Annotated in this window: 13 protein-coding genes; 10 read left to right on the forward strand and 3 right to left on the reverse strand. The window is 57.5% G+C overall.

The window, feature by feature from the left end; all coding sequences use genetic code 11:
- Positions 1–47 precede the first annotated feature (47 nt).
- Together pbpC and MY069_RS03220 are read right to left on the reverse strand one after the other, a co-directional pair.
- Positions 48–2,102, reverse strand: a complete 2,055-nt coding sequence (pbpC, locus tag MY069_RS03215) for a penicillin-binding protein 1C (RefSeq protein WP_482795634.1) — start codon at positions 2,100–2,102, stop codon at positions 48–50.
- Positions 2,099–7,057 (reverse strand): alpha-2-macroglobulin family protein, encoded by a 4,959-nt coding sequence (locus MY069_RS03220; protein WP_482795635.1) that lies wholly within the window; start codon positions 7,055–7,057, stop codon positions 2,099–2,101. The genes pbpC and MY069_RS03220 overlap by 4 nt, the downstream gene beginning before the upstream one ends.
- Positions 7,058–7,166: 109 nt before the next feature.
- Here MY069_RS03220 and MY069_RS03225 point away from each other — a divergent pair, with 109 nt between their 5' ends.
- From MY069_RS03225 to MY069_RS03240, 4 genes are all read left to right on the forward strand, one after another.
- Positions 7,167–8,354: a BaiN/RdsA family NAD(P)/FAD-dependent oxidoreductase gene (locus MY069_RS03225; protein ID WP_482795636.1), complete on the forward strand. Its 1,188-nt coding sequence runs from the start codon at positions 7,167–7,169 to the stop codon at positions 8,352–8,354.
- Complete coding sequence (locus MY069_RS03230) at positions 8,351–8,722, forward strand: YbaN family protein (protein ID WP_482795637.1); 372 nt, start codon at positions 8,351–8,353, stop codon at positions 8,720–8,722. Before MY069_RS03225 ends, MY069_RS03230 begins: the two co-directional genes overlap by 4 nt.
- 104 nt (positions 8,723–8,826) lie before the next feature.
- A complete protein-coding gene (locus MY069_RS03235; protein WP_482795638.1) occupies positions 8,827–10,812 on the forward strand; it encodes a S9 family peptidase in 1,986 nt (661 codons plus the stop codon).
- A gap of 148 nt (positions 10,813–10,960) precedes the next feature.
- Positions 10,961–11,335 (forward strand): septal ring lytic transglycosylase RlpA family protein, encoded by a 375-nt coding sequence (locus tag MY069_RS03240; protein WP_482795639.1) that lies wholly within the window; start codon positions 10,961–10,963, stop codon positions 11,333–11,335.
- Positions 11,336–11,350: 15 nt separating this feature from the next.
- On the opposite strand, the gene MY069_RS03245 is transcribed toward MY069_RS03240, so the two are convergent.
- A complete protein-coding gene (locus MY069_RS03245) occupies positions 11,351–11,884 on the reverse strand; it encodes a gamma carbonic anhydrase family protein (protein ID WP_482795640.1) in 534 nt (177 codons plus the stop codon).
- A 258-nt stretch (positions 11,885–12,142) separates the two neighbouring features.
- On the opposite strand from MY069_RS03245, the gene MY069_RS03250 reads away from it, so the two are divergent.
- The 6 genes from MY069_RS03250 to cobC all read left to right on the forward strand — a co-directional run bounded on the left by MY069_RS03250 (position 12,143) and on the right by cobC (position 18,380).
- Positions 12,143–12,955, forward strand: coding sequence for a PhoH family protein (locus MY069_RS03250; protein ID WP_482795641.1), 813 nt, complete (start codon positions 12,143–12,145; stop codon positions 12,953–12,955).
- A 277-nt stretch (positions 12,956–13,232) separates the two neighbouring features.
- Positions 13,233–14,384, forward strand: coding sequence for a BCCT family transporter (locus tag MY069_RS03255; RefSeq protein WP_482795642.1), 1,152 nt, complete (start codon positions 13,233–13,235; stop codon positions 14,382–14,384).
- On the forward strand, positions 14,377–16,059 hold the full coding sequence (gene betA / locus MY069_RS03260) for a choline dehydrogenase (RefSeq protein WP_482795643.1): 1,683 nt from the start codon (positions 14,377–14,379) through the stop codon (positions 16,057–16,059). Before MY069_RS03255 ends, betA begins: the two co-directional genes overlap by 8 nt.
- 46 nt (positions 16,060–16,105) lie before the next feature.
- The gene (cobT, locus tag MY069_RS03265) at positions 16,106–17,119 is read left to right on the forward strand and encodes a nicotinate-nucleotide--dimethylbenzimidazole phosphoribosyltransferase (protein WP_482795644.1); all 1,014 of its coding nucleotides are present in this window, start codon (positions 16,106–16,108) and stop codon (positions 17,117–17,119) included.
- A complete protein-coding gene (cobS, locus tag MY069_RS03270) occupies positions 17,116–17,874 on the forward strand; it encodes an adenosylcobinamide-GDP ribazoletransferase (RefSeq protein WP_482795645.1) in 759 nt (252 codons plus the stop codon). The genes cobT and cobS overlap by 4 nt, the downstream gene beginning before the upstream one ends.
- Positions 17,865–18,380: an alpha-ribazole phosphatase gene (cobC, locus tag MY069_RS03275; protein WP_482795646.1), complete on the forward strand. Its 516-nt coding sequence runs from the start codon at positions 17,865–17,867 to the stop codon at positions 18,378–18,380. Before cobS ends, cobC begins: the two co-directional genes overlap by 10 nt.
- Positions 18,381–18,423 lie beyond the last annotated feature (43 nt).

Below are 18,423 nucleotides of genomic sequence, written 5' to 3' on the forward strand. Positions count from 1 at the left end.
ACTTTTTTCGCCCTGTATGTCCAGACTTCTCCACGGGGCAGTCTGGACTATCCGGCCTCACCAAGCACGCGGATCTCGACTGTGGCAGACCGGCCAACCGGATCAACTGCGGAGACTTTGTAAAACCCGGCCCGTTCTGGGCGCCAGCTGGGGAGCCCCCCAGCATCGGCGAGAATCGGCTCGCCATCGACATACCATTGCAGGTCGCCTTCCCCGCGCCCGGCAAACACGAAGGGCCGGGCCGCTTGCCCATCCACAGCGCCAGCCCAGAGCTCAGCGTTGCGCGGCGGGAACAAGATTTCTGGCGGGCGGGCTTTGTCGTCAAACTGCGCCAATGCGCCCTTGGCTTGTTGTTTTTGCTCGCTCATCAAGCGCGACATAGACGAACCTGTTTCGCCCAAATGATGATTGGCCCGATCCGCGACTTCAAACAGCAATGGAAGTGCCGCTTTACGCCCAGTCTCACCTGGCCGCGGCGCGCCATCGGCCCGCCCAACCCAGACAATGATCGCATAATCGCCAACCACACCTGCTGCCCAAGCATCGCGATAGCCATAGGACGTCCCTGTCTTGAAGGCGACTTCCGGTGCGTTGGCGGTCAAACGGCCCGGCATCCGTCCCGCAGGCGCGGGCGTATCTTTTAGGATTTTGATGATCTTCTCGGCACTGTCGGCGCTCATAAAGCGATAGGCCGGGCCAGGATCCCCCAGCTTATCCTTATCCCAAACCAAAGGCTTAGCCTGCCCGCCATCCCCAAGCGCGGCGTACAAGATTGCCAGCTCTTGCGCGGTGAGGCCTGCCCCGCCAAGCGCCAATGCCAGCCCAGGCTCTTTCTGGGCGGCTCCGTTTATACGCGGATAGGCACCGGCCAAGGTCAGCGCCGCGGCGAACCGGGCTGGGCCGATCCGATCAAGGGTTAGCACGGCGGGTACATTCAATGAGTGCTGAAGCGCCTCTGAAATCCGTACGTCGCCCCGAAACAAGCGATCAAAATTCTCCGGCTGATAGGCCGCGAACCGTTTTGGCAAATCGGCGATCCGGGTCGAAGGCGCCGCCGCTCCGTCATCGAATGCCAACGCATAGATAAACGGTTTCAAAGTTGAGCCCGGCGAACGCGGTTGCGCCGTCAGATCAAGCCAACCGCCGGGTCGTTTTCGATCCGCAGACCCAATTGCGGCGCGCACGGCCCGGGTCGGAATGTCGACGACCAGAATTGACGTTTGAGTTTCAGGACCGAGCTCTTCAACATAGCGTTTCGCCAGATGTTCCAACTCGCCTTGCAAGCCCGCATCTATCGTCGATCGAACGTCACGACTGCGATCACCCGCGGCGTTTCCCGTCGCGTGCCAAGCGCGCGCTGGGAAGGCGTAGCTCCGCCCAGGAATATAGGCTGATCTGGCTTCCTCTGCCCGGTGCGCTGGGAGATATTCCAGCCGCTCAAGCTTCGCGACAATCGAATCGCGTCCCTTACGAGCGCCGTCTGGGCGCAGATCTGGACGCCGCACTTCTGGCGACTGCGGCAGCGCGATGAGCAGCGCAATTTGATCATCAGACAAACGATCCGGCGCGCGACCGAAATACCGCCAACTCGCCGCGCGAATGCCTTCTAAATTCCCACCATAAGGCGTGAGCGTGAGATAAAGTTCCAGAATTTCGCGCTTTGACAGACGCCATTCGATCTGGTGCGCGCGAACGATTTCGATCAGTTTGGCGCCGATCGTTCGGTTCGGACGCGGCTCCAACAGCCGAGCGGTTTGCATACTGATTGTCGACCCGCCAGATACGATCCGTCCGGCGCTTGCCGAACTCGTGACGGCGCGGATCATTCCAATCCAATCCGTGCCGCCATGCGACCAGAACCGTTTGTCTTCGACCTCTAAAAGCGCTTCGACAAAGATCGGGTCGATCTCATCGAGGTCAGCTGCGAACCGCCACGTCCCATTCGAAAGCGGGATCGCCCTTAAGGGCCGGTCATCCCGATCGGTGATCATCACCGACACCACTCGTCCCCGCTCAATTGGCGGCGGGAAGAGTTTATCCAGGACAAAGATGGCAGCCAGCGATGCCGCGAGGACGACCGCTGACCGTTTGAGCCAAATCATCTGTCGCCGCCTGGGCCAGACACCAGCGGTGCGATCGTCAGATCGCTGGCCGCAGAGCGAGCAAACACGTCTGGGCGGTACATGTCTTCCGCCACCACGCCCGGCATTGTGAACGATCCCGGCGTCACCGCCCGCACAACATAGGCCAAGGTGCGAGCGTCGCTGACCACATCGACCGCGGCAACAAAGCGATCATCGCGCGCTTCAGCGGTTTCAGCTTGATCGATCTCGCCAATCCAAGCAAAGGCGCCATCGGTTCCAAACTCGCGCGCGCCATCGGCGGGGCGGAGGACGGTCTCGATTTCAAATCCGGCCGGCAATAGATCTGCGATAATCACCGGATTATTGCGTCGCTCCCGCGGTGAAACCGTCAGCGCCACCACCAGCTGATCGCCCTGAGTGATGTCATCAAGGTTCACGCGGGCGCCTTGCAGAGTGCGAATCCGCTTGGTGACCGAGAGCTTTTCACTCGCCGGGCTTGGCGCACTCGCGGGCGAGCCGGTGACCATAACCGTCCGAAAGATCGGCGTAGATCCGCGACGCAGGCGGAAACTGACACCCCGTTCAACTTGTTCCGGCGTCACGAAATAGCGGCGATCATTACTGCTATTCCGGCCAAGTCCATCGACGTCGAGTCTCAAGCCATCCTCTTGCGCTAGACCGCCAACGGCCAAGAGCATGAAGGCTTTCTCTTGGGTGGTCAGACGCTCAGGCTCAGGCGTGTCCTCGCCGATCTGTTCCGCCAGGCGCGCGACATGATCATTGAACCCTGTCTCGGCAGCGAGGGCCAAAACACCGGCCAGATCGCGCAGCGAGGTCTGATAATAGTCGCCGCTATTATTATAACCGAGCGCTTCCTCCGCCGCATTAAATGCGCTGAACGCGCGAGACCGATCGCCCATATAAGACAGTGCGGCGGCCAGATGAGCTTTCGCTAGCGGTGACTGCATCTCGCTCAGTTCGCGATCGTGCAAATAGCGCAAGCGCGACACGTCGGCCTTGCCAGCGCGGGCTAAGACATAGAGCGCGTATGGCGCTGAGCGATTCATCAGCTTTTTCTCAGTATCGTCATGCCAACGGCTCTCATAGACATCGGTCTGATATCCGTAGACGCGCCAGGCATCGCCTTGAGCAATCGTGCGCAGCGACTGATAGGCCCGGTCCAAAGCGGCTTGCGGCACCTCATATCCCTGCTCTTTCGCGCGATACAGGAAGTCCGTCGTATACGCGCCGAGCCACGGTGAAGCGTAGCCATCGCCCGCACGCCAAAGACCAAAGGCGCCATTGTCGCTTTGACGATTGAGGACGCGAGATACGGCGGCTTGAACGCGATCTCTTGCCACTGGCTGATTATTGTCCCGGGCGCCTTCTTCGACCAATTGCTCGGCATAGATGAGCGGCAGTGCGCGGCTAATCGTTTGCTCGGTGCAACCATAGGGATAGCGCGCCAATGAATTATATAGCGCATTCGGATCCACAGGCAGACCAGAGAAACTCACCGTCATCTGCGCCGTACCCGGCACAAAGCCATCGAACAGGCTCATCTCTGGCGCAAACGTCTGATCCTCTTCCATCAGAGCGCGGCTGACATTCGTCACCGGCAAAAATGGCGAGCGGGACTCGATCTGATAAGACCGCGCGACGCTATAATTGGCCGGGCCTGAAACGTTCAGTGAGAGATTGGAAATCCCAGAACTATCGGCAGAGAACCGAATGCTCGAGTCCGAGCGAGTTCCGGAAGGGATCGTTTGCACAAACTCACCTGCTGTAATGCTGAGCGGTGTCGAGGCTGAGAGCGTGGCATCAAACTCGCCGCTCGCCAGTTCGACATTATCAATGCTCACGGTTGCAACCGCCTCATCGCCTGGCGCCATAAAGCGCGGCAGGATCAAATCGACGGGTGCTTCCCGCCGGACGGTGAGCGGCTGCTCTGCCGCCCCGAGACCGGTCTGAGACCAAGCCACCGCCATAAGGCGCAATTCGCCATTGAATTCTGGAATATCGAACTCGATTTCGGCTTCACCGCCGCGACCAACTTCGACGACACCGCTAAACAGCGCGACCGTTTGGGTTGGCACCACAGACAGTCCTTCGCCGCCAAGTTGGTCACCGCCGGTTCTAACCTCGGCAGGCAAACCCAGATTCGGATCCAGCAAGCGTCCATAATCATCATAGAGCGACAGACCCATGGCTTTCTTGCCGAAATACCATTTGGTTGGATCCGGGCTTGAGAACTTGGTCAGGCGCAGAATGCCTTCATCAACAGCGGCAAGCGTTACAAAGGCTTTCTCGCGCGGGCCACCTTCCAACGAGACCGTAATCGTTTCTTCGCGTCCCGGACGGATCAGCTCAGGCGCTTCAATCTCAACATTGAAGGTTCGGCTTTCCATGCTGACTGGCACATAGCCCACACCCACTGCACGGCGCGGTTTTGATTGCACGACAGGATCGCGCGGCGTGTAGACATTGACCATGACATAGGCGCCTTCGCCCCACTCATCCGAAACGGGCAGCGTGATCGAGGTGCCAGATGCCTGAACAGCGCGGGTTTCGATCGACAGGATGCGATCGGTCGCCACGACGATTTGAGCTTCGCCATCATAGGGTGGAATGATGGTCAGCGCGGCCGGACGGCCGGACACGATCTGCTGTTCGTCAACGACGACATCAACCCGGTCCGGCGCCTCAACACCATCATCAGAGACATCGCCGCCCCAACCGACGCTAAACGCGCGGCTCGCCCGGTCGCCATTTTCAGCTTCGATAACCAGTTCATGCGCGCCCCATTGCAGGCCAGAGACGGTGATGCTTGCGGCGCCGTTTTGAGTTCGCAGCCCGCCCTCATTCACGGTGCGAACGGTGCGAGAGCGGCGCCATTTCCAACGGCCATCTTCGCGATACCAATCATAGTGATAATTGATTTCGAGGATTTTCCAGCTCAGATCTTCGACAACGCCTTCGCCATCTGCGCCGAGCGCGGCGATTTCAAACGTGCCTTCTTCGCCATTCGCCAGACGGCCATCAAATCCAGGTTTGATTCCGAGATAGCGATCCTTTGGCCGATAAGGGATACGGATGCTTTCAGAGACGGCGCGACCACCAGGCTCAAGCACGTTCACGACTGTGTTCAGCCGCAGCGGAATATCTGCGGTCCGGCCACGATTGCCAGGCGCAAGGCGCACCGTCGCAACCCCAGCGCCATCTGTCGCGCGATCGGCTAAGTCGATAATCTGTTCGCGGAAGCTGCCATCATGCGGCCCCCAACTGAAGCCGGTATAGCCAAATGGGTTCGGATCAACCTCCACGCGCGCTTGCGCTTTGACCGTCAGAGCCGCGCCAGGGGCACCATATAAGAACCGCGCGGAAACATCGATATCGCGCGCATCATCACCTGGTAGGAACGGCGCTTCCTCGGCTTCGAGTTCGACGGCAATTCGTTGCGGGACAAAGTCTTCGACCGAATAAGAAACTGAACCGACTTGGCCGAGCCCATCAAGCTCAACCACGCTGCGCCACATGCCGCGCGAGGCACCGCGCGGGAGTTCGATGTCGCGCTGCAAGGCGCCAGTTTCGCCAATCGCAAAGCGCACGCGGAAGGCTTCCATACCATTCGGACGGTACGTGATCAGCGTTCCGTTTCGCTCGGTCACTGCCCGGCCTGCCCGATCGCGCATCATCGCGGTGACATGTACGGTCTCACCAGGGCGATAGATGCCGCGTTCGGTGTAGAGGTAGCCGTCGACTTCACCGGGTGTGACCCGGCCGCCTGTTTCAAGCTCCGATAGATCAACCGGCGCGCGCGACAGGTCCAAGATCGCGGTATCGCCCTTCAGCCCAGACGCGAGCACCAATTTTGGCGCCATATTACCGGTGCCGGCCAGCAGTTCAGGATTAAACGAAACGCGACCATCCACACCTGTTGCGGCTTCGCTCAGCACTTCATTATTGTACGCGATCAATTGCACCGGTGTGTTGGGCATGACGCGGCCATCTTGCAGCGATCTCAGCGTCACATCCAATCCCGAATCGCTGCGATACGCGGTTAGCGCGAGATCGGTCAGCATCACCCATCGCTTGGCTGAGGCGGGCGGGCCTTCATAGCGATCAAGCTCAATCGCATCGGTCAGCTCAATGTAATAGGCGCCTGGCTCCAGCGTGCCGATGACATCCGGTAGCGGAAACACGGTGACGACTGGCGCATTCTTGAGGTTCTGAATGTCCATGACACCCGACCAAACCTCCGAGGAGAGGTCGTTCGGATTCTCGTCGCCATAGATGTAAGAATAGCGCCCTTGTTGCGCTTCTGTGCCTTTGGTTACGGATTTGAACGCCAATGCGCGGTCATTGACGCGCGAGACTTTGACCTTGACCCGATCCACATTGACGGTCTCGATGGCGAGACCATCAGCGTCTTCACGAGGCAGGATAACACCAGATCCGCTAAAGCCGACATAAGGCGGGCGGTCTTCGAAACTGATTTGGACTTCTTCTTCCCGTCCAAGCTCGTCGCCATCCTCGGATGGCAAGCCCTCAGTTAGGGTCAGCGTATAGGACGCGGCAAAGCTCAATCCGCTCAAGCAAAGCTGAGCGCCGTTGACGTCATAGGCAACTTCAACACCATCATCCATTGGTGCATAGATCGAATAGTCAGCACTCGGGTCGAGGGGTTCTGAAAAGACCAAGCAAGCTTTGGGAAGGCTATCGCTCGTATCCGGGGCGTAGCGCACATAAGCGAAGCGTTGTTCACCCTCGCGCTGCGCCAGTCTCTGGCGTTCTCGCTCTCGCCGATCAGCAGCGACTTGCGCGGATCGAGAGCGTTCAACAACCTGACCTTCCGCCTCTTCTGGCGGCGGCGGAATTTCATCAGTGGACGTGTTTCCCCCGCCACAAGCAGCCAATGCAATAAGCGTTGCCCCAAGTAGCGTGCTACGAACCCCTGATGTCCAACCGGTCATGGTGAAGTCCCTTTCTCTCAATTGACTCATCCTTTACACGGCTTCGGCTTGCCGCCAACAGGGCGGAATAAAGACTTTTTCGCCACGATTGCTGGATTGGAAACGAAATTTGGAACACGTTGATGCCTTGGTTCTGGGGGGCGGCGCTGCCGGCTTGTTCTGCGGCGGACGTTTGGCAAAGCGCGGGCGCTCAGTTTTGGTCTTGGATCACTCCAAAAAACCAGCAGAGAAAATCCGCATCTCAGGGGGCGGGCGCTGTAATTTCACCAATCTCGAAACCGAGCCAAAATGCTTCCTGTCTGAGAACCCCCATTTCGCGAAATCAGCTTTAGCGCGCTACACCCCCTGGGACTTTTGCGGCTTGATGGCTGAGCATGGTCTGACCTGGCATGAGAAAACGCTTGGCCAGCTCTTCTGCGACCAGAAAAGCGGCGCCGTGATCGAGATGTTGATCAAAGAGCTTGAAACCTCTGGCGGCACTTTAAAGCTCGAAACCGAGATTCATGAGATTGCCAGTGATGCGGATGGATTTCTGGCGCAAACCTCGATTGGTGCCATTCGTGCCGAAAGCGTGATCGTTGCGACCGGCGGGCTTTCAATCCCAAAAATCGGCGCAACTGGGTTCGCATATGAGCTGGCAAAACAGTTCGGGCACGAGATTGTAGAACCGCGCCCGGCCTTGGTGCCGATGACGTTTACAGATGCCTATAAGGACTCATTTTCCAGCTTATCAGGCGTTGCGATCCCAGTAGAAGCGAAAGCGGAAACGGGGCCGAGCTTTGTTGAGAACATGCTGCTCACCCATCGCGGCCTCTCCGGGCCTTCCGTGCTTCAAGTCTCGTCCTACTGGCACGAAAAAGAGTCGCTCTGTTTCGATCTTCTGCCGGGTCAGTCGGCGCTGGACTGGTTGCAGGAGGCCAAGACCGCAGCTCCCAAACAGCCCGTCTCGCAACTGCTCGCCGAGAATCTGCCGACGCGATTTGCCACCTATTTTGCCGGTGAGGCTGAGCTCGATCCTGGAATGAAGCTGGCGAGCTTATCCAACCGTCAGATCGACCATCTCGCTCAACGCCTCAAATCATGGCGCTTAAAGCCTGCAGGCACCGAAGGCTGGCGCACGGCGGAAGTCACGGCTGGCGGAGTTGCCACCGACGCCCTATCTTCCCGCACCATGGAAAGCAAAATTCAGCCCGGCCTGTTCTTTATTGGCGAGTGTGTCGACGTCACCGGCTGGTTGGGCGGCTATAATTTCCAATGGGCATGGGCCAGTGCCGCCGCCGCGGCGGAGGTCGCATGAGGTGGCTTTGGGTGGCTTGCGGGTTTGTGTTCCTCGGCATCGGCGCGGTGGGCTTGGTCTTGCCGCTGTGGCCGACGACGATTTTCTGGATCGCCGCCGTGTTCTGTTTAGCGGAATCGCACCCGAAAATCCGCGACTGGATTTATACCCGCCCAGGCGTCGGCCCAATCGTCAAAGACTTCGTCGAACGCGGTGAAATCTCTCGCAAAGGAAAGTACGCAGCCATTGGCGGCATGCTGCTCGCCTGTTTACTCAGCGGATGGTTGCTGCGCGGCTCTTGGATCGGTCTCAGTGTTTTGATCAGCACAATCGCCATCGGCATTTTGTTCGTCGCAACCCGCCGGGAACCCCAATCAGAGACTAAATAATCCAATCGTTTCAGTTGAAACTGATTTCCAGCATGGTTAACGTACTGGGACACTGAGACTATAAACACTCCGCTTAATCTCCGGCTTGTAAAGGATTTCATTAGATGACTGGAAAATGGCTTGTACTGGGAAGTTCGGCGCTCATGCTCTCTGTGGCGGGGTGCGTCTCCGTCGCTGCAGATGAAGCGGCACCCGAGATGTCATCGACGATCGTTGAAGCACAGGATGCTGCGAAATCCGAACGCGTAGAAGTCGGCCAGCTGGTCATGGAGGGGATTCCAGAGATCCCCGCGGGCGTGAAAGAGCGCCTACGCCAATACCAGAATGTCCGTGGGCACGGTTTCCAAGATTGGACCCAAGATGGAATTCTGATCTCAACGCGTTTTGGCGAGGTCAGCCAAATCCACACTGTCTCTCAACCGCTTGGTGCCCGCCGTCAGCTAACATTCTACAATGAGCCCATTGGGGGCGCCAATGCGTCGCCGAACGGAACCCAGTTTGTTTTTTCAAAAGACACGGGTGGAGATGAATTCTACCAAGGCTACCTCTATGACATGGCAGCCAGCCAGACGATGGCCTTCACCGAACCCGGCACTCGAAACGGCTCGTTCACCTGGACAGATGATGGCACCAAAGGCGCTTGGTATCGCGCAACCGATGGCGATCCGGATTATGACATTATGATCGGCAACCCGGCCGACCCAGCGTCTCGAAAAGTTCTGTTTGAAGGCGAAGGCGCCGTATTCGCGGTCGATTGGTCACCCTCAGGGGACAAGTTGCTCATCCAGCGCTACATTTCCATCACCAAAAGCCAGCTCTTCGTGATCGACGCCGCAACAGGCGACGCAACCGAAATCAATCCGGATGATGATGTTGCCTATAATGGCGCCTTATTGTTGTCTGATGGCACCCTGCTCAGCTCAACAGATAAAGATTCAGACTTCAAAAACCTGGTCCGGATCAATCCAGAAACTGGCGAGGAGACAAACTACACGTCTGAGATCAATTGGGACGTGGCAGGATATGATATCTCACCAGACGAAACCACTGTCGCCTTCACTCTAAATGAAGGGGGCTTGGGCACGATCAAACTCCTCGACCTGACAACCGGCACCGTGAGCGATGGCCCGGCATTGCCAGTCGGTTTGGTCGGCGGCGTCACCTTCCATCCCGACGGTGAGCAAATTGGGTTCACTTTTTCTGCGGCAACCAGCCCCGCCGATGCCTGGTCCGCCAATATAAAAACCGGCGCGCTAACTCGTTGGACCCAAGCCGAAGTGGGCGGCATGGACACAAGCGGCTTCGCAACGCCTGAAATATTCACCTATCCAAACGCAGACGATATGCAGATCCCTGCATTTGTTTACCGTCCCGAAGGCGACGGGCCGCATCCGGTGATTATTTCAATCCATGGCGGACCTGAGGGGCAAGCGCGCCCGTCTTTCTCGTCCACCTACCAATATTGGGTGAATGAACTTGGCGCCGCGGTCGTGGTGCCAAATGTTCGCGGCTCTTCAGGCTATGGCAAAACTTATGTTTCGCTCGACAATGGTCTGAACCGCAAGAAATCCGTTGAAGACATAGGGGCCCTCTTAGATTGGATCGATACTCAACCCGACCTCGATACAGATCGCATCGTCGTCTTCGGGGGGTCTTATGGCGGCTATATGGTGCTCGCATCGATGATCGATTATGCGGACCGTCTTGCAGGCGGCATCAACATTGTCGGGATCTCAGACTTCAAAACCTTCCTGACCAATACAAAAGGCTACCGCCGAGACCTTCGCCGCGCCGAGTATGGAGACGAGCGCGATCCTGAAATCGCGGCCTTTTTCGACGAGATTTCACCGCTGCGCAATGCCGATCAAATCACCAAGCCTCTGTTCATCATTCAGGGCCTGAACGATCCGCGCGTGCCAGCCTCAGAAGCCGAGCAAATCCTCGCCGCTGTCCGCGCGAATGAAGGTACAGCTTGGTATCTACTGGCCAAGGATGAAGGTCACGGGTTCCGCAAGAAATCGAACCGAGATTTTCAGCGCGAAGCCGAAACCATGTTCCTGGAGAAGCTATTCCAAGGCGAGATAGAATAAGCGCTTTCGACCAAACACCGTGAAAAAGCCCGCGCTATTTAGCGTGGGCTTTTTAGTATTCGTTGCGATGCAATGCGCTTGCCTCAGCCTGTTTTAATCACCAGAGTGAATTGGGGGACGTCTTCAAGACCGCAATGAGAGGGTCATCATGAGACTTCACGCCGCTTTAATCGCCGTTGGACTGCTGGTTGGCTGCAGCCATCAAGATGCTGGCTCTAACCCCAAACCATCCGACGCGCTGGCCTGTGCTGGGGCCTCGTACTATGCCGACAGCCTCGCCGGAAACCCAACCGCGAGCGGCGAACCTTATGTCCCATCAAAGCTCACCGCTGCGCACCGCACGCTGCCATTCGGAACTAAAGTCCGCGTCGTCCGCGAGGGGCGGGGTGAAGTCACGGTCACCGTTAATGATCGCGGTCCGTTCATTGACGGCCGCATCATCGATCTCTCGCGCGCCGCCGCTGAGAAAGTCGATTTGATCACAGATGGCGTCGCCCAAGTCTGCCTTTATGCAGTGAATTAAACGCAGGCCCTGCGACTAGCCATCAATGCGTTTCAAACCGGATTTGAACCGTTTCCAATTATCGACATAGACTTGCGCTGAGCCTTTTATCAGCATGACTTGGGCTTCGCTAAGCTCTTTCACGACTTTGCCTGGCGCGCCCATAACCAGCGAATTGTCCGGAATGATTTTGCCTTCCGGGATCAGAGCATGCGCCCCGATGATGCAATTTTTGCCGATTTGCGCGCGATTGAGCACGGTCGCGCCGATCCCAATCAGCGATTCGTCGCCGATCGTGCAGCCGTGCAGCATCACCATATGGCCAATCGTGACATCTTTCCCAATCACCAGCGGGCATCCAATATCAGTATGGAGCACGCTGCCATCTTGAACATTTGAGTTCTCTCCGATGGTGATCGGGTCATTGTCGCCCCTGAGCACCGCATTGAACCAGACCGAAGCATTCTCTTCGAGAATCACATTGCCAAGCACGGTCGCGTTCTCCGCGACCCAGTAATTTCCCGATTGCGGGATTTTTGGGCTCACCCCGTCAAAATCGTACAATGCCATATCAGTCTCCAATTATTTTATTTCGCGTGCGGATTGTCTCTGTCACAATCGGTTAACCCTCTTAGTGTGTAATTCAAGATAGAGATTCGGGAGGCAGATTGCCGATGGTCCACAGACCGTCCTTGCAAACACCACCACCGACAAGGGACTTTGGTTCCGGTTCGGACGCCCTGCTTCTCCCCTCTGTTTCACCGACCGCTCTGCCTTTGGCTTGGCGGTTTTTTTCTGCCCAAAATTCAGCCTTAAAAGGAGATCCTCATGGGTAAACGCGCAGCTACGAAACGCCAGAAAGCACAAGCCGCCTTCGACGCGTCGAACTTTTTCGAGAACGGAGCTGCCCGCGAAACCCAGCTATATGCGATCCCAGGCGGCGGAGATAAATGGCATCCAGACGATGCCGACGGGCCCAAACGGACGCAAGCCCCAGCCCATGGCTCGCGCAATCAGCGCTATCAGAAAACGGTCAAGCCGCGCTCTGAAAACCAAGCCCGCTTACTCGACGCGCTGGAAGACAAATCGCTCGTCTGCGCGCTCGGCCCAGCCGGAACCGGTAAGACCTATCTGGCCATCTGCAAAGCGGTCGAAGCGCTGCAAAAAGGCAAAGTCGCGCGGATTATTCTCTCTCGCCCCGCCGTCGAAGCGGGTGAGCAAATCGGCTTCTTACCTGGCGCCATGGAAGACAAGCTCGCGCCCTATCTGCGCCCGCTCTATGACGCTTTGTCTGACCGGCTCAGCCCGCAACAGCTCAAACATATGATGGCCGAGGGCCTGATCGAGATCGCCCCAATCGGCTTTATGCGCGGACGCACCCTGAACAATGCCTTCGTGGTCATCGATGAAGCGCAGAACTGTACCTATACACAGATCAAAATGCTCCTGACCCGCCTAGGCTGGCACTCCACAATGGTCGTCACCGGCGATCCGGCACAAAGCGATTTGCTGCCAGAGCTTTCTGGCTTGGGCAAAGCCGCGGAGCGATTGGAAAAACTCGCCGGCGCCTCTGTCATTCGCCTGCAAGGACAAGATGTTGTCCGACATCCGCTGGTCGCCGAGATGTTGGACGTCTTATAGGCAAGAAACCCGCTGATACCTGCGCAGGCAGGTATCCATCGTCCACAATGCGAACGTAAGAGATCGAGGCAAAGTTCTGTCCCTGGACCCCAGCCTGCGCTGGGGTTGGCGGTGACGGTTTTGACAGTCCTCCCCCTCCCAAAAAACGCCCTCATCCTGAGCGAAGTCGAAGGATAAAGGGCGGGGCTTCCCCCAAACATGCCGTTGCGCTCTGGTGTTCGGGTCAGCGATGCGGTCTAAACATCAGGCGCGGATTGGGTGATGGGATAAAAATGCAATGAATACGGTCCTATCTATCGCCATTCTGGTGACGCTAGCCACTTCGCTGGTCCTGGTGATTTGGTTTCGCAATCGCAAACTAGAGGGCTCAGATCCGCTGCCGCTTATGGCTTTTATGGCCATTCTATTCACCTCCGGGTTGGATGTCGGGCTGATCATGTTCCCGCTGACCGAATTCCCAGTCTATGAGAGCGAAGCGGCGTATGGGTTCACCAACGCCCTGGCGATCGAGTTTGGATTCTGGGGCTTTTTGGTGTGGGGATTTTATTTCCTCACCACCTTCTATTTTTGCGTCGTCGAGCCGAAACTAAAACTGTTTGAGATTGGCTGGGTCAAACTCATCAATAGCGCCGTGATCATCGCAACGTGCGCCTTTACCGGGTATTTATTTCTCAGCTATTTGCCGACTTATATTGAAGGAATCTCAGAGCCCTTCAGATACGGATTGGTCGCAGCGGTTGTGCTCACCGCCGTGCTGTCGAGCACCGATATCCGCTATGTGAAGTGGCTCGGGCTTGGCTCTTCTCTGCTGTTCTTGGGCTTGATCGCTTTGTTTTGGATCAGCAGCGGCGCGGGCCTGGGCGGCTTGATGCGAAGCGCGTCGAACATTAGCGGCTATTTCACCAACCTGCCCAAATTCACCAGCCCGGTCACAGACTATCATGCGTTCTATCTGTTCTGGTGGTTCGCCTGGAGCATCATGATCGGGCAATTCGTGGCCCGCTTCGTTGGCGGGCTGCGGACCTATCAATTGATGGCGGCGCTCCTGGTCATTCCTTCCATCCCGATCGCGTTGTGGTTTTCAGTTCTCTATATCTATCACACCCAAGCGATTGAGCTGGCAGGCGCTTTACAGGCCTGCATGGTCATTGTCGGCATCATCTTTGTCGTCAATTCGCTAGATTCTTTGACACGGCTCTATTCCGAAAACCTTGGCTTAACAGTGACGCGGTTGACCGGCCCAGTCTATGTCATGCTGCATTGGGCGCTCTTATTTGGCTTGATCCTTTTATACCAGTTCACGCCGCTCAAGATTGAGTGGATTGGCCTGGTTGTGATCGGCATCTATTGCGCCATCTACACGCTCACCTTTATCAGGCGCGAGAGTTTGATCAGACCAAGTGAACCAGAAGCGACGCGCCATGGATAAGATTTTTGATTACATTATCGTTGGCGCCGGCTCAGCGGGGTGTGTGCTCGCCAATCGCTTGTCAGAGAGCGGCAAACATTCTGTCCTCTTACTCGAAGCGGGGGGCAGCGATCGCAACATCCTGATCGCTATGCCGACGGCTTTGTCTTACCCGATGGCGTCGAAGACGTATAATTGGGGCTACCATTCAGATCCTGAGCCTTATGTCGACAATCGGCGCATCACCTGCCCGCGCGGGAAAGGGCTTGGCGGCACCTCTTCGATCAATGGCATGGTCTATGTTCGCGGGCATGCTTGCGACTTTGCCGAATGGGAAACGCTCGGGGCCAAAGGCTGGGGCTATGCGGACTGCTTGCCCTATTTCAAACGCGCTGAGAGCTGGCAAGGTGGCGAAGATGAGTATCGCGGCGGCACCGGTCCGTTGGGCGTCAGCGGCGGCAATAATATGGCTGGAAACCCGCTCTATCAGGCCTTTATCGATGCGGGGATTGAGGCCGGGTATCCGCACACTGACGACTATAATGGCTATCGCGGCGAAGGCTTTGGGCAGATGCATATGACCGTGGATGGCGGCGTGCGAGCCTCAACCTCGCGGGCCTATCTCCGCCCGGCGCAGCGCCGCTCCAACCTAACGACGCTGAAGCATGTTCTGGTCGACAAACTGATCATGGATGGCAAACGCGTGACGGGAATTTCTGCCACTCAAAAAGGCAAACCCGTTGAGTTCAAGGCTGGCAAAGAAGTGATCCTGTCCGCCGGGTCTATTGCCTCACCGATGATTTTGCAGCGCTCAGGGATTGGCGCTTCAGGCTTGCTGTCTCGGCTTGGGATCGCGCAGACACATGATTTGCCCGGGGTCGGCCAGAACCTTCAAGATCATCTCGAAGTCTATTTCCAATTCCACTGCAAACAGCCTGTTAGCCTCAACAGCAAGCTCAACCTGATCAGCAAATTCTTCATCGGCGCGCGCTGGTTCTTCTGTAAGTCCGGCCTCGGCGCGACCAATCACTTTGAGTCCTGCGCCTTTATCCGATCACGCGCCGGGCTGAAATCACCGGACATTCAATACCACTTCCTGCCGGCTGCGATGCGCTATGACGGCACGCCGTCAATCAAAGGGCATGGGTTCCAAGTTCATGTCGGTCCAAACAAACCTAAAAGCCGGGGACGCGTGGAAATCACTTCAGCTGATCCCGCTGCCGACCCCAGCATTCTTTTCAACTATCTCCAGCATGAAGATGATGTCGCCGCATGGCGCCAATGCATACGTCTGACCCGCGAGATTATCGACCAGCCTGCCATGGACGCGTTTCGAGGCGAGGAGCTCCAGCCGGGATTGGACATCTCAACTGATGATGAAATCGATACGTGGGTGCGCGAGAATCTCGAAAGCGCCTATCATCCGTGCGGAACCGCGCGCATGGGCGCGATCGAAGATCCAAACACCGTCGTCGACACCGAATGCCGGGTGCGCGGCCTGGACGGCGTTCGGGTGGTCGATGCCTCGATTTTCCCGACGGTTCCTTATGGCAATATCAATGCGCCAACCATCATGGCGGCCGAAAAAGCCGCTGATACCATTCTTGGAAAAGCGCCGCTCGCACCTCTGTCTGTACCGTCTTGGATTGATCCGAACTGGGAGACGCAACAAAGACTGAACCCGGTTTCGACTTAACGGCTTCAGCTTGCCAAATTGAGCCGCGCTGTTATTGGCCCGGGGCATGACCACCCACTCAGACGGTTTTGAAACCCGCTTAAACGCGGCCATAAATCTAAAGACAAAGCCCGTTGGCTCGCTCGGCAAGATCGAGGCCCTCGCGGCGCAGATTGCGCGCATTCAAACAAGCCTCACTCCGCGCGTTGAGACCTGCGATTTGTATATCTTCGCAGCCGATCACGGCATCGCCGCCGCTGGCGTGTCGGCTTTCCCGCAAGCAGTGACCAGACAAATGGTCCTGAACTTTCTAGGCGGCGGCGCGGCTGCAAACGTGTTTGCGCGTTCAGTGGGCGCTAATGTGCACGTGGTCGATGCCGGAATCATCGGCCCGTCCGTCGAGGATGAGCGGCTGATCGATCGGCGCCAAGGCAGCGGCACAGCAAATTCGATCGAGGCCCCCGCGATGACGGCGGCGCAACTCGAAACCGCCTTAGAGGCCGGACGCGATTTGGCCAAAGCGAGCGAGGCCGATGTGTTTTGTTGTGGCGAGATGGGGATCGGCAACACGTCGGCGGCTTCGCTGGTCAGCGCGAAACTGCTCGATTGTTCAGCAACAGCCCTGACAGGGCGCGGCACGGGCCTTGATGATGTGGGCCTAAAGCGCAAAGCCGCCTTGCTCGAACAAGCTGCGGCGCGCACGCCTTCGACCCTGCCCGTAAAAGATGCGCTGAACGAATATGGCGGATTTGAAATTGCGATGATGGCGGGTGCAATGATTGGCGCGGCCACCTCTGGTAAAATCGTCATGGTCGACGGCTATATCGCAACCGCAGCCGCTTTGAGTGCAACCCATCTTTCCCCCGAATGCCGGGCGGCGATGGTGTTCGCGCACCAATCGGCTGAGGCGGGGCACATTCGATTGCTTGATGCCTTAGACGCCGACCCACTGCTGCAGCTTGATCTGCGGCTCGGTGAAGGCACGGGTGGGCTGCTCGCTTTTCCGCTCGTCAAAGCTGCTGCCGCAATGCTGCGCGAAATGGCGAGCTTTGACGACGCCGGTGTGAGCGGTCCGGCATGAAGCACGAGGTCGCCTCTTTTTTGCTGGCCGTTCAGTTTTTGACGCGGCTCCCCATCCCCACCGGCACCCTGTTCACGCCAGAGCGGATGGCAGCGTCTGCGCGCTATTATCCTTTGGTTGGCGTGTTGATTGGCGGGTTTTGCGCTCTGGTTTTTTACGGCGCGAGTATTCTGTTCCCGCAATTGATCGCTGTCATCATCTCGGTCGGGGCGGGCCTCTTGCTCACGGGCGCCTTCCATGAAGACGGCCTCGCCGATACGTTTGATGGCATTGGCGGCGGGCACACCGCCGAGCGCGCACTCGAGATCATGAAGGACTCCCGCCTCGGCACTTATGGGACGCTAGCATTGATCATTGTTCTTGCTCTGAAAGCGGCGGCTTTGGCTGCCCTGCCCTCTGCTCTGGTGATGACCGCCTTGGTCGCCGGTCATGGCCTGTCGCGCCTTTCAAGCGTGCTGGTGATATCGACGAGCCGTTATGTCCGCGCGCATGGGACTGGCAAGCCGGTCGCCGATGGTTTGTCTCCTGCCGGATTACTGATCGCGCTGATAACCGGCGTATTGATCATTGCGGGCTGGTCAGGCGTCGCACCGATCATCGCGCTGCTCTACGCCTTGGTTGGCCTTGCATTGGGACACGTCATTTTGCGCCTGTTCTTTGAGCGCAAGCTCGGCGGTTATACTGGCGACACTCTTGGCGCGGTGCAGCAGATAAGTGAGATCGGCTTCTATCTCGGGCTTCTGGCATGGCTCTGATCCTGCTGCGCCACACCACGCCGCAAGTCCCCCCTGGCACCTGCTATGGTCAATTAGACCTGCCACTCGCCGACACATTCGAGGCCGAAGCACAGTCCGTGCTCGAGGCCCTGCCTGACATATCCACGATCATCGCAAGCCCGCTCATCAGATGCCGGACTTTGGCGGAGAGGATCGCCCAAGACAGAGCGCTCTCCGTCACGCTTGAGCCTCGCATCATCGAAATGGATTTCGGCAGCTGGGAAGGCAGATCCTGGTCTGACATCCCCCGCCCAGAGCTCGATCTTTGGGCTGGCGATTTCATGCATGCCCGCCCACATGGCGGCGAGAGTGTCGCAATGTTGGCCGCGCGCGTTCAAACGTGTTTACGAGACCTCAAAACGCATTCCAGCCCAATTCTGGTCGTGAGCCATGCAGGCGTCATCAAGGCCGCTCGTGCGACGGACGCAACCGCAGATAGCTACGCTACCCAAATCGAGTTTGGCGGAATGGTCACCCTGCCTTAATCCGCCCCCGAACCCACTGTGACCGCCGCGATTGTATCAATTG

The organism is Hyphomonas sp. ske169 (assembly GCF_056850855.1).